The sequence below is a fragment of the Streptomyces daliensis genome (assembly GCF_054782395.1).
In genome coordinates, this window is the sequence record NZ_BAAGSO010000094.1 from 509,392 (window position 1) to 521,070 (window position 11,679).

Sequence of the window (11,679 nt, forward strand, 5' to 3'; positions counted from 1 at the left end):
CCCCCAGGTCCCGCCAGGTCACCCCGAGGCCCCCGTCACCGCGCCGCGCACTTCGCCGAGGAGCTCCATGAACGTGCATCACCTGTTCGCCGACGCCGGCGACCGTCCGGTCCGTTACGCGCTGTCCGGCGCCGGGGGCGGCTTCGCCCGGACGCTGCTCGCGCAGACCCGGCGCATCCCGCGTCTGACGCCCGCTGTCCTGTGCGACGTCGACGTGGAGCGGCTGCGCGCCGTCTGCGCCGAGCTGGGATACGGCGAGGACGAGCTGGCCGTCTGCGCCGACGCGCACTCCGTCGCCGAGGCCGGGCGCGAGGGCAGGACCGCCCTCGTCGCCGACGCGGCGCTGCTCGGCGCCACGGGCTGGGACATCCTCGTCGAGGCCACCGGCAGCCCCGCGCACGGCTTCGCGATGGCACGCGACGCACTGCGCTCCGGGCGCCACGTGGCCATGGTCAGCAAGGAGGTGGACTCCGTCGCGGGGCTCCACCTCGCCCAGCTCGCCGACGAGCGCGGGCTCGTCTACACGACAGCCGACGGTGACCAGCCCGCCAACCTCATCGGCCTGGTGACCTGGGCCGAGACCCTGGGGCTCGACATCGTCGCGATCGGCAAGTCGACGGAGTACGACCTCGTCCTCGACCCCGCCGAGGGCACCGTCACCCAGCTCGACACCACCATCCAGGCCCCGGAGCTGGCCGGGCTGCTCCAGCTCGGCGACGATGTGCGCGCGACGCTGCGCGCCCGCGCCGAGGCCGTCGCCGCGCTGCCCACGGGCGCGACGGCCGACTACTGCGAGATGGCCGTCGTCGCCACCAGCACCGGCTTCCGCCCCGACACCGAGCGGCTGCACTACCCCGTGGCCCGCGTCGCCGAGCTGGCCGACGTCTACGCGCTGCGCGAGGACGGCGGCGTCCTTCACCGCGCCGGGGCCGTCGACGTGTTCACCGCGCTCCGGCCCGTCGGCGAGGCATCGTTCGCGGGCGGCGTCTTCGTCGTCGTCCGCACCCACGACCCCGAGACCTGGCGCACCCTGGCCGCGAAGGGGCACGTGGTGAGCCGGAACGGTAAGTACGCGGCCGTCTACCTCCCGTACCACCTCATGGGCGTCGAGACGCCCCTCACCCTGCTCTCCGCCGTCCTGCACGGCCGCCCCTCCGGCGGCACAGACCCGCGCGGCCACGCCGTACTCGCGGGCCGCGCCGAGCGGGAGCTGCCAGCGGGGAGCCCGCTGCCCATGGGCGGTCACCACCACGACGTGTCCGGGGTACGGGCCGTGCTGCTGCGCGACGAGGAAGCCCCGGACGACGTGGCCCCGCTCTATCTCGCGGCCGGTGCCAGGCTGCGCCGCGCCGTGCCCGAGGGCGGGCTGCTCACGCTGGACGACCTGGAGGGGTACGACACCGCGCTGGCCGCAGCGTGGGCGGAGGGGCGTGCGGAGAGGCCGTCGGAGCGGTCCGGGTCCGACAGCACCCAGGCGCAGGACGCGGCCGGAACCACCGGTACTGACGGAACCACCGGAGCCCGCGCATGAGCCCCGGCCTCCAGCCGCTGCTGCTCGCCGCCGCGGCCATCGTCGTCCTCGTCCTGCTGATCACCAAGCTCAAGCTGCACCCCTTCCTCGCCCTGGCCTTCGCGGCGCTCGGCCTCGGCTTCGCGGGCGGGATAGGCCCAGCCAAGACGGTGGAGCACTTCGAGACCGGCTTCGGCGACGCGCTCAGCGGCACAGGTCCCGTCATCGGACTCGGCACCATCCTGGGCGGCATCCTGCTCGGCTCGGGCGGCGCCGACAGGATCGCCACCGCGTTCATCGGTGCCCGCCCCGTCAAGTGGATCCCCACCGCCATCGCCGCGGCGGCGCTGCTCATCGGGATGCCGCACCTGTTCGACGTCAGCTTCGTCATGCTGGTGCCCCTGGTCTACGCGGTGGCCAAGCGCACCGGCTCCCATCTGCTGTTCGTCGGGCTGCCCATGGCGGCCGGCCTCTACGTGTCGCACGGGCTGCTGCCCCCGCACCCCTCCCCCACGCTGGCCGTCCAGGCGTACGACGCCAGCACCGGGCTCACCCTCTTCTACGGCCTGATCATCGCGATCCCCCTCGCCGCCGTCAGCGGCCCGCTGCTCACGCGGTTCGCTTCCCGCTGGTTCGGCCCGGCGCCCGACCTGGACAAGGGCCCGGTGCCCGATCCGGGACCCGCGCCGCAGGACGGCAAGCGGCCCGTCTCCCTCGCCCTGGCCCTGATCACCGTGCTGCTGCCCGCCGCGCTGATGCTCACGGGCACCCTGGGCACGGCCGTGGTGGACAAGGGCACCTGGGCTTACACCCTCTTCGAGGCGTGCGACACACCGGTGCTGTCCCTCATCGCCGCCGTCGTCTTCGCCTTCTTCGCGCTCGGTGTGCGCTCCGGGTTCGGGCTGAGCCAGCTCCAGAAGATGGCGGGCAAGGGCCTGGGCCCCGTCGGCTCCATCATCCTGATCCTGGGCGCGGGCGGCGCGCTCAAGGAGATGCTGTCGGCGACCGGCGTGGACGACGTGATCTCCCACTACGCGGTGGACTGGTCCGTGCCCCCGCTCGTGCTGGCCTGGGCCGTCGCGGCGCTGCTGCGGATCTGCCTGGGTTCGGCCACGGTGGCGACCGCCGCCGCGACGGGCATCGTGGCGCCCCTCATCGGCGCCTACCCCGGGCTGTCGCCCGAGCTGCTGGTGCTGGCCACCGCCTCCGGCGCGGTGATGCTCTCGCACGTCAACGACTCGGGGTTCTGGCTGTTCAAGGAGTACTTCCAGCTCAGCATCGCGCAGACCTTCCGCACCTGGACCCTGATGCTCTCGCTCCAGTCGGTCCTGAGCCTCGGCGGCATCCTGCTGCTGAGCACGGTGGTCGGCTGAGGGCCGTGGCGAAGGAGCCCGGACCGCCGTCCGTACGACGGTTCGGGCAGGATGAGAACGCGACACGCAGGACGCGGCCCGAAGCCGCGAGACCGGGACGGAGAACGCAGCATGGCTTCCTCGGGCAGCACGGCTTCCTCGGAGGGGCTCCCGCTCATCCCCGACCAGCGCCGCGAGCTGCTGGTGAAGCATCTGCGCCGCGAAGGGGTGCTCAGCGTCCAGCAGATCACCCAGATCTTCGGCGTCTCGCACATGACGGTACGGCGCGACATCGCCGAACTGGAGCGCCAGGGCCTGGTCTTCTCCGTGCCCGGCGGGGTGCGTATCGCCAGTCAGGTGCACTCCGAGCCCAGCTTCCAGGCGAAGTCCCAGGTCGAGCGCTCCGAGAAGCGCGCCATGGCCGAGGAGGCGGCGCGCCTGGTGCACAGCGGCATGACCGTCTACCTCGACGCGGGCACGACGATGCTCTCGATGGTGCCGCTGCTGGCCGAGCACGACGAACTCACCGTGGTCACCAACGACTTCGGCGCCGTCGAGCAGCTCTTCGGGGCGCGGCATCTCGACGTCATCCACGTCGGCGGGCAGGTCGAGCCGGACAACCACTCCAGCGTGGGGCGGCTGGCAGCCGCCACGGTCCGCCAACTGGCCTTCGACGTCGCCTTCATCAGCACCAGCTCCTGGGACCTGCTGCGCGGGGTGACCACGCCCTCCGAGCGCAAGGTCGAGGTCAAGCAGGCGGCGATGGCGGCGGCGTCCACGTCGGTGCTGGTCGCGGGGTCCTCGAAGTACGGGACCTTCGGCATGTACAGGGTGGCGGCGCTCGGCGCGTTCGACACCGTCGTCACCGACACAGCGCTCACCGAGGCGGCTGCCGAGGGCATCCGCGCGGCGGGCGCGGATCTGCGCCTGACGTCGCCCTCGGAGTGACCCCGGGCCCCGGACCCCGGACCCCGGGCCGTTCCGGTCAGGGTGCCGGAGCCGCGCGGCGCCCTTCGTCCTCGTCCTCGTCCTCGTCCTCGTCCACGGCGGGGAGCCCCGCCGGACCGCTGTCGTCCAACGTCCGGCCACTGGTCTCCTTCAGCAGGAGGACGCTCAGCACGGTCAGCAGGCAGAACCCGGCGATGACGAGGGAGATGAACAGCGCGCCCTCACCGGACGAGGAGCGGTTCACCTCGGCGAAGAGCAGCGGCCCGAAGCCCGCGCCGAGACCGGCGAGCTGGTAGCCGAGCGAGGCGCCCGTGTAGCGGCTGCGTGTGCCGAACAGCTCGGCGTACAGGGCCGCGAGCGGCCCGTACATCATCGGGTGGATCACGGCCTGCCCGAGGACGGCGGCGAGGGTGAGCAGCAGGGCGCTGCCGGAGTCCATCAGCGGGAAGAGCGCGAAGGCGAAGCCGCCCATCAGCACGGCGCCGCTCAGCACGACCGGGCGTCTGCCCGTACGGTCGGACAGCGCGGCCCAGCCGAGGATGCCGAGGACGGCCAGCGCCGAGGAGAGGGTGAGCGCGTTCAGCACGGTCTGGCGCGGGTGGCCCGCCTGGACCCCGTAGGCGATGAAGTACGTGGTGAGCGCGCCCTGTGCGACGAAGGCGCCGACACCGGTGCCGATCGCGAGCAGCAGGACGCGCGGGTGGTGGCGCAGCACCTCCAGCAGCGGCGGGGTGCGCGGCGGCGGCGCCGCCTCGCCCGTCGCGTCGCGCCCCGTCTCCCGCCCCTTCTCGCGCTCCGCCTCCGCCTCCGCCTCCGCCTCGCGCGCCGCCCGGAAGACGGGGGTCTCCTCCACCCGCGTCCGTACGAAGAGCCCGACGGCGAGCAGCACGACGCTCAGCAGGAAGGGGATGCGCCAGCCCCAGGCGAGGAACTGCTCCTCGGTCGTGAACGAGGCGGCGGCGCTGAAGGCGGCCGTGGAGAGCACCATGCCGCAGGGCGCGCCCGCGTTGGTGAAGCCCGCCCACAGGCCGCGTCGCGAGGTGCTGTGCTCGGCCGAGACCAGCACGGCGCCGCCCCACTCCCCGCCCACCGCGATGCCCTGGAGGAGCCGCAGCAGCACCAGGATGACGGCGGCCCAGCTCCCGATCTGCTCGGACGTGGGCAGCAGCCCGATCAGGAAGCTCGCGGCGCCCATCAGCGTCATGGTCGCGACGAGCACGCGTTTGCGCCCGAACCGGTCACCGAAGTGTCCGCAGAGCACGCCGCCGAGGGGCCGCGCGACATAGCCCACGGCGAACGTGCCGAAGCTGGCGACCGTACCGGCCAGCGGGTCCAGACCGGAGAAGAAGATCTGGCTGAAGACGACGGCCGAGGCGGTGCCGTAGAGCAGGAAGTCGTAGAACTCGATGACGCTGCCGAGGAAGCTGGACGTGACGGCCCGGCGCAACTGTGTGCTGTCGGGCACGGGATCGGAGTCGGCGGCTGCGGTGGGTGGTGGGTTCGGTGCCACGGTCGTCTCCTTCGGCGCCGCGCGGAGGAACGGGGAGGCGGGTCACGGGTTCAGGGGTCCAGGGATCAGGGGTTCACGGGATCAGGGGTTCAGGGGGTGCCGTAGCGCTCGCGGAGCGCGGACTTGAGCAGCTTGCCCGAGGCCGTACGGGGAAGGGCGTCGGCGACGACGACCGACCTGGGCACCTTGTACGCGGCGAGGCGCCCGGCGAGCGTGCCGCGTATCCGGTCCGGGTCGGGCGCATCGCCTTCGTGGGGCACGACCACGGCCAGCGGGGCCTCGCCCCACTTCTCGTCGGGTACGCCGATCACGGCGCACTCGGCGACGGCGGGATCGTCGAGGAGGGCCGCCTCCACCTCGGCCGGGTAGACGTTCTCGCCACCGGAGATGATCATGTCCTTGTAGCGGTCGACGATGGTGACGTAGCCGTCCGCGTCCCTGCGCGCCGCGTCCCCGCTGCGGAACCAGCCGTCGGTGAACGCCTCGGCGCTCTCCTCCGGCAGCCCCCAGTAGCCGGGCATCACATGGGGGCCGCGCACGACCACCTCGCCGGTCTCGCCCGGTCCCACGGGGCGCAGTCCGGGGCCCGGTTCCACCACTCGCACGTCGCTGAAGAAGTGCGGCACCCCCGCGCTCCCCGCCTTGCTGACGCTGTGCGCGGCGTCGAGGAAGAGGACGCCCGGCGAGGCCTCGGTCATGCCGTAGCCCTGGGTGAAGGTGAGCCCGCGCGCCTGGTACGTCTCGATCAGGGAGCGGGGCACGGGCGCGCCCCCGCAGGTGAGCAGCCGCAGCGAGGAGAGGTCGGCGTCCGGCCAGCGCGGGTGCGCCGCGAGCCGCTGGTACATCGCGGGGACCCCGAACATGAAGCTGACGCGGTGGCGTGCGACGAGGTCGAAGGCCGCGTCGGCCTCGAAGGAGCCGGTGAGCAGGCAGCAGCCGCCCTTGAGCAGGACGGGGAGGGCGAGCATGTTCAGCGCGGCGGTGTGGAAGAGCGGCGCGGAGACGAGGGCCACTTCGTCGGCGACGAGATCGTGGTCGACGAGGACGTTGACCGCGTTCCAGGTGAGGTTCCCATGGGTGAGCATCGCGCCTTTGGGGCGGCCCGTGGTGCCCGAGGTGTACATGAGCAGGCACAGGTCGTCCGGGCCGACCGTCTCGTCCAGCGGCTCGGCCGGTGCCGCCGCGATCGAGTCCTCGTAGGCGACGTCGACGGGCAGCGTCCGGGGGACGTCGCCTACGGGAACGGATCCGCTGCGCTGCCCGGCCAGTTCCTGGACGAGCGGCGCGTGTTCGGGAGTGTGGACGAGGAGGCGGGCGCCGGAGTCGGTGAGCTGGTACGCGGTCTCGGGGGCGCTCAGCCGGGTGTTGAGCGGCAGGAAGACGGCGCCGAGCAGGCCCGTCGCGAAGAACGTCTCGAAGTAGGCGGGGTGGTTGGGCCCGAGAAAGGCCACCCGGTCCCCGCGCCGCACTCCCAGCTCCCGCAGCGTGTGGGCGAGCCGCGTGGTGCGGTCGTGGAGCGCGGCGAAGGTGACGGTGCGTCCGTCGTGGAGGAGGGCCGCGCGGTGGGGGGTCTTGCGGGCGCGGCGTGCGGGCCAGGATCCCAGTCCCTCGTTGCGCATCACACTCTCCTCGTCAGGAGCCGGAGCCGGAGGTCCGCCACGTGCGGGGTGCAGGGTGCGGAGAGGAAGCTAGGACCAATAATTGTCGACGTCAATAGTTGTCGCCGACACCTTCGTGGACCATCCTGGACGTACGGCGGGCCGCGAAGCACAGCGGCGGACGAGGGACAGGGGACGGACGACGGTGAGCAGGGAGCAGGCCATCACGTACACGCGCTCGGCGAAGGACCCGGGCAGGACCCCCGCGAGCCGCAGCCTCGACGCCGATGAGCCGTGGATGCGCTCGCTGCACTCCGACACCGGCTATCTGCTCTACCGGCTCGGCCTGCGCTCGGGCCAGCTGTTCAACGCGACGCTCCAGGAGTCGGGGCTGCGGCTGCGCCACTACGCGGTGCTGCGCTATCTCGCCACCGTCGAGGGCGCGCTCCAGCGGGAGCTGAGCACACGGCTGGGCTACGACCCCTCCGCCATCGTCGGCCTCGTCGACGACCTGGAACGCCTGCAACTGGTCGAGCGCCGCCCGGCGCCCGCCGACCGGCGCAGCCGGGTCGTCGTCCTGACGGAGGCGGGGAGCGCCTTCCTGCGCGACATGGACGCCGCGAGCCTCCGGGTGAGCGACGACCTCCTCGCACCGCTCGGCCCGGCCGAACGCGAACTGCTGCACGGGCTGTTGCTGCGGGTCGCGGAGCCTGGCGCGGGGGACGCAGGCGCGTCGTCCGCCTCGCCTGCGCGCGAACCGGGCTGAGCCCGGCGCCCCGGTGTGACCGCCGGGTTCATGTGCGTACGTCGAAGACGTAGAGGCCCAGATCGCCGCAGACCGCGAGGCGGTCTCCCGAGGGGAACCACGTCAGACGGCCCAGCGCCGAGTCCACCCGGAGGTAGGTGACGCAGCGCAGCGTCGCCGTGTCCCACAGGCGGAGGGTCTTGTCCCGGCCGCTGGTGGCAAGCCACCGGCCGTCCGGGCTGACGGCGACGCCCGCAACCTTGTCTACGTGACCGGTGAGGACGCCCCGCGCGGTGCCGTCGGTGTTCCACAGGTGCACGGCCCCGTGGCCGGTGCCCGCCGCGAGCCAACTGCCGTCCGGACTCACCGCCAGATTGTCCACCATGCCAGTACCGGTGATGACGGCGCGCGGGGTGCCGTCGGCGTCCCACAGATGGATCGTGGGTTCCGGGTCATGGTGTGCCACGGCGAACCAACTGCCCTCCGGGCTGATGGCCACTCTGGAAGGGGATCGCAGCTTGCCGACGGGGCGCCGCGCGGAGTGCCGTCGGCATTCCAGAACCGCACGGTGCCGTCCAGCGACGCGGTGACGATCGTGCCGTCCGGGGTGATCGCCACGTCGGTCGCCAGCTCGCCGGTGCCCGGAAGCTCGCCGATCCGGTTACCGGACAGTGTCCACAGCTCGGTCCGCTCACCTACGGCGCAGGCGAGCCAGGTGCCGTCCGGGCTGATCGCCACCCCGCGGAAGCTGTCGGTGTCGTGGTGGAACGCCCGGAGGAACGCGGGGTGGTGGGGGTCGGGGAGCGGCCACGCGGGGTTCAGCAGCGGTAGAGGCAGGAGGCGTTGGGCCGCCGTTCGCCAGGCGTCCAGCGAGGAATGGCCGCTCAGCCGGGCGAGCAGCGTGCTGCCCAGTCCACCCGCCGCGTCGGCACGCGCGAGCAGATGCGCGTTCTGAGTGACGGCCCGGCCCAGCGCCTCGGCGAGCGGGCCCGTGGCACGGCCCAGGTCGGCCTCCAGGGGCGCCGGACCATGCTGGTCCAGAACGGCCAGGACCCAGCGCGGATCGCAGACCACCTCGTTCAACTCCGCCGTCAGCTCCGCCTGTTGCAGGTGGTAGCTCAACTGGCGCCACAGGTAAGGCTCTTGCGGTGGAAGCCGCCACCAGGGGAACGCCCCGGACGATGGCTCGGCCGGTATGTCGTCACTCCGCTCACGCGGCAGGGCGGACCGGTGCTCGTCGAGCAACGCACGGTGCAGGTCGCGTAGTTGGGAGCCCGCGCGATGGCGCAGGTAGGCGCGCATGATGTCGTGCAGACGCAGAGCGAGGGTCGGGGCGCCGTCGTCCGCTACCTCGGCCTCCGAGGGGCCGGTCACCGAGAGGTCGACGAGGGAGAGGTCAGCGAGATCCTGGCAGAGGCGCTCCGTCTCCGCCGGGCCGAGGCCCCCGGTGTGCGCCCAGTACGCGGCCAGCGTCGGCTCGGGAACGGCCGAGTCCTCGGGGAACACGGCGAGTTCGAGGTAGCGCTGGAGCCTCGCGGGGTCCAGCAGCGACAGGCTTGCCTCGACGGTCGCGGCGACGGCTGCGTCGCGCTGGTCCGCGTCGGTGACGTCCACCGCGACGGGCCCGCGCTCCGCCAGTTGCCCCGTGATCCGCGCTGCGGCCGTAGGCAGGGCGAGTCCGCCGCGCACATACCGGCGCAGCGCTCCGTTGACGAGCCGGAGCAGCACCGGCCACGAGCCCGTCCCCGTCCTCGGCGAGGAGGCGTGCGACGATCTCGTCGGCCAGCTCCGCGCGTGGCACGATCCGGTGTGTCCTCGCGAGCACCATGCGCAACGGGCCTGTGGGCACGGGGAGTTGACGGCCGTTGACCACGATGTCCCGCCCCAGGAACACGGAGCCGTGGACCGTTCCACCGACCTCGTTGCGCACCGCCCCACCGTCCGGTGCCGTCGGCCACGTCGAACCGTCCAAGGACGGCTGCGCCGCTCCGCCCGCCATCGCGTACCCCCGTGTCCGAACCGTCCGCACGTGTCCGGGCATTAAACCAGCGGGAGGCGGGCCGGACGTTACGCCCGCTGCTCCCGCACCGCATCACCGACAACCGTCGTCACGACCCTGCCGACCGCCGCCGCGTCCGGCGCGGTGCTTTCCCGGTCGGCGAAGAGGAGGTGTCCCGCGCCGATCAGCGTGGGGGCGAGTGCGTCGATGTCGGCGTCCGCCGCGAGACGGCCCAGTTCGCGTTCCGCCGTGAGGTAGGCGGCGATCATGGCCGTGGCCTCCGTCAGGACCGGGACGCCCGTCGGCGTGGTCCGGCGGAGCCGGGTGCGCAGTTCGTCCCGTGAGGTGATCAGGGCGACGATCGCCACCGCGACCGACTCGAACAGCTCCGTCAGCGCGCCCGCGAGATTGCCGGTCACGGTGCCGGTCCCGGCCGCGTCGCGCAGCGCGTCGGCCTGGTGGCCGATCCTGGCGACGCGGTCCAGCACGAGGTCGGCGAGGAAGGCGTCGAAGTCGGCGAAGTGACGGTGCAGCACGCCCTTGGCGCAGCCCGCCTCCGCGGTGACGGCGCGGCTGGTGAGCGCGCTCGGCCCGTCGCGGAGCAGCACGCGCTCGGCGGCGTCGAAGAGCTGCTCGCGCACATCGCGGATGGCCGTTCCTGTCGGCACCCCGTCTCCCGTCTCTCTGTCTCTTCCGTGCCCTGGCCCACCCCATTGACGAGTGGGCGTTCGCCCACTCATAGTGGGCACATGCCCACTATACCGCCGGGGCGCCCTGCCCCCTCCGGCTCCGACTCCTCCTTCCGGCAGTACGCGGAGTCGTTCGGCACGGACGCCGAGCGCTACGAGCGTGCCCGGCCCCGCTATCCCGAAGCGCTGCTGGAGCGCGTCATCGCCAGCAGCCCCAGCCCCAGCCCAGGATCCGGCCCCGGCCCCGACATCCTCGACGTCGGCTGTGGCACCGGCATCGCGGCCCGGCAGTTCCAGGCCCTCGGCGGCCGGGTGCTCGGGGTGGAGCCCGACGCGCGGATGGCCGAGGTGGCACGGCGGTTCGGGGTCGAGGTCGAGACGGCGGCGTTCGAGGGGTGGGACGCGGGCGGCAGGGAGTTCGACGTGGTCGTCGCGGGCCAGGCGTGGCACTGGATCGACCCCGTTGCGGGCGCCGCCAAGGCCGCCGAGGTGCTGCGTCCCGGCGGTCTGCTGGCGGCGTTCTGGAACGTCTTCCGGCTCCCGCCCGAGCTGGCGGACGCCTGCGGCGACGCCTACCGGCGAGCGGTGCCCGACTCGCCGTTCGACCTGCGCGCCGCGCTGAGCCAGGACACCGACCCGTATCAGGAGATCCTCACCAGGGCCGCCGACGGCATCCAGCGGACGGGCGCCTTCGGCGCGGCGGAGCGGTGGCGGTTCGACTGGGAGCACCTGTGCACCAAGGACGCGTGGCTGGACCAGTTGCCCACCCTGGGCATCCTCACCCGGCTTCCGCCGGACCAGCTCGCGCCGGTACTGGAGGCGGCGGGCGACGCCGTCGACGCGGCCGGGGGCAGCTTCACCATGCGCTACGCGACGGTGGCGGTCGGCGCATCGCGCACCGGCGCCGCCACCTGACCGGCTGACCGGCCTCCCCCGCCCGCAGGACCCATGGGCCCCGTGGGAGAGGCCGGTGACGGCAAATCAGTCGATGGACAGCTCGCCCATGGCGCTCCAGCCCTCCGCGCCCGGGATCGTGGTACTCACGATGTCAGGCGTACGGCGCAGCAGCGGACGCATGGTCTCCAGTCCGGCCCTGAAGTGGTCGGAGTTGACGTGGGCCTCGCCCGCGTCGTCCTGGAAGGCTTCCACCAGGACGTAGGTGTCGGGGTCCTCGATGCTGCGGGACCACTCGAACCAGAGGTTCCCCGGCTCCGCGCGGGTGGCGTTCGTGAAGGCGGCGACATGCTCGGGCCACTGCTCGACGTGCTCGGGCTTCACCGGAAATTTGACGACAATAAAGATCATTTCTCGATTGTAGGACGCCACGC

Annotated in this window: 11 protein-coding genes; 5 read left to right on the top strand and 6 right to left on the bottom strand. The window is 72.7% G+C overall.

Going from position 1 to position 11,679, the window contains the following annotated elements:
• Window positions 1-67 precede the first annotated feature (67 nt).
• From ACYVOO_RS24715 to ACYVOO_RS24725, 3 genes are all read left to right on the top strand, one after another.
• Complete coding sequence (locus ACYVOO_RS24715; protein ID WP_461017882.1) at window positions 68-1,531, top strand: homoserine dehydrogenase; 1,464 nt, start codon at window positions 68-70, stop codon at window positions 1,529-1,531.
• Complete coding sequence (locus ACYVOO_RS24720) at window positions 1,528-2,883, top strand: GntT/GntP/DsdX family permease (RefSeq protein ID WP_461017883.1); 1,356 nt, start codon at window positions 1,528-1,530, stop codon at window positions 2,881-2,883. Before ACYVOO_RS24715 ends, ACYVOO_RS24720 begins: the two co-directional genes overlap by 4 nt.
• Before the next feature lie 111 nt (window positions 2,884-2,994).
• The gene (locus tag ACYVOO_RS24725; protein WP_461017884.1) at window positions 2,995-3,810 is read left to right on the top strand and encodes a DeoR/GlpR family DNA-binding transcription regulator; all 816 of its coding nucleotides are present in this window, start codon (window positions 2,995-2,997) and stop codon (window positions 3,808-3,810) included.
• A gap of 37 nt (window positions 3,811-3,847) precedes the next feature.
• On the opposite strand, the gene ACYVOO_RS24730 is transcribed toward ACYVOO_RS24725, so the two are convergent.
• Window positions 3,848-5,320 (bottom strand): MFS transporter, encoded by a 1,473-nt coding sequence (locus ACYVOO_RS24730; protein WP_461017885.1) that lies wholly within the window; start codon window positions 5,318-5,320, stop codon window positions 3,848-3,850.
• A gap of 89 nt (window positions 5,321-5,409) precedes the next feature.
• Window positions 5,410-6,939, bottom strand: a complete 1,530-nt coding sequence (locus ACYVOO_RS24735) for an acyl-CoA synthetase (protein WP_461017886.1) — start codon at window positions 6,937-6,939, stop codon at window positions 5,410-5,412.
• Window positions 6,940-7,216: 277 nt separating this feature from the next.
• Between ACYVOO_RS24735 and ACYVOO_RS24740 the strand changes: the two genes are divergently transcribed.
• Window positions 7,217-7,684, top strand: a complete 468-nt coding sequence (locus ACYVOO_RS24740) for a MarR family winged helix-turn-helix transcriptional regulator (RefSeq protein WP_461018113.1) — start codon at window positions 7,217-7,219, stop codon at window positions 7,682-7,684.
• Window positions 7,685-7,712: 28 nt separating this feature from the next.
• Here ACYVOO_RS24740 and ACYVOO_RS24745 read toward each other — a convergent pair whose 3' ends face one another.
• The 3 genes from ACYVOO_RS24745 to ACYVOO_RS24755 form a co-directional block, all read right to left on the bottom strand.
• Window positions 7,713-8,048 carry a WD40 repeat domain-containing protein gene (locus ACYVOO_RS24745; protein ID WP_461017887.1) on the bottom strand — a complete coding sequence of 112 codons (336 nt, stop codon included), beginning with the start codon at window positions 8,046-8,048 and terminating at the stop codon, window positions 7,713-7,715.
• Window positions 8,027-9,391 (bottom strand): WD40 repeat domain-containing protein, encoded by a 1,365-nt coding sequence (locus ACYVOO_RS24750; RefSeq protein ID WP_461017888.1) that lies wholly within the window; start codon window positions 9,389-9,391, stop codon window positions 8,027-8,029. Before ACYVOO_RS24750 ends, ACYVOO_RS24745 begins: the two co-directional genes overlap by 22 nt.
• A gap of 339 nt (window positions 9,392-9,730) precedes the next feature.
• Window positions 9,731-10,330, bottom strand: a complete 600-nt coding sequence (locus ACYVOO_RS24755; RefSeq protein WP_461017889.1) for a TetR/AcrR family transcriptional regulator — start codon at window positions 10,328-10,330, stop codon at window positions 9,731-9,733.
• An 81-nt stretch (window positions 10,331-10,411) separates the two neighbouring features.
• On the opposite strand from ACYVOO_RS24755, the gene ACYVOO_RS24760 reads away from it, so the two are divergent.
• Window positions 10,412-11,266 carry a class I SAM-dependent methyltransferase gene (locus ACYVOO_RS24760; protein ID WP_461017890.1) on the top strand — a complete coding sequence of 285 codons (855 nt, stop codon included), beginning with the start codon at window positions 10,412-10,414 and terminating at the stop codon, window positions 11,264-11,266.
• A gap of 66 nt (window positions 11,267-11,332) precedes the next feature.
• On the opposite strand, the gene ACYVOO_RS24765 is transcribed toward ACYVOO_RS24760, so the two are convergent.
• On the bottom strand, window positions 11,333-11,656 hold the full coding sequence (locus tag ACYVOO_RS24765) for a putative quinol monooxygenase (protein WP_461017891.1): 324 nt from the start codon (window positions 11,654-11,656) through the stop codon (window positions 11,333-11,335).
• Window positions 11,657-11,679 lie beyond the last annotated feature (23 nt).

Coding starts and splice junctions, on each gene's coding strand:
- ACYVOO_RS24735 (WP_461017886.1), bottom strand. CDS start 6,939: ATGCGCAACGAGGGACTGGGATCCTGGCCCGCACGCCGCGCCCGCAAG.
- ACYVOO_RS24725 (WP_461017884.1), top strand. CDS start 2,995: ATGGCTTCCTCGGGCAGCACGGCTTCCTCGGAGGGGCTCCCGCTCATC.
- ACYVOO_RS24715 (WP_461017882.1), top strand. CDS start 68: ATGAACGTGCATCACCTGTTCGCCGACGCCGGCGACCGTCCGGTCCGT.
- ACYVOO_RS24745 (WP_461017887.1), bottom strand. CDS start 8,048: ATGGTGGACAATCTGGCGGTGAGTCCGGACGGCAGTTGGCTCGCGGCG.
- ACYVOO_RS24765 (WP_461017891.1), bottom strand. CDS start 11,656: ATGATCTTTATTGTCGTCAAATTTCCGGTGAAGCCCGAGCACGTCGAG.
- ACYVOO_RS24720 (WP_461017883.1), top strand. CDS start 1,528: ATGAGCCCCGGCCTCCAGCCGCTGCTGCTCGCCGCCGCGGCCATCGTC.
- ACYVOO_RS24740 (WP_461018113.1), top strand. CDS start 7,217: ATGCGCTCGCTGCACTCCGACACCGGCTATCTGCTCTACCGGCTCGGC.
- ACYVOO_RS24760 (WP_461017890.1), top strand. CDS start 10,412: ATGCCCACTATACCGCCGGGGCGCCCTGCCCCCTCCGGCTCCGACTCC.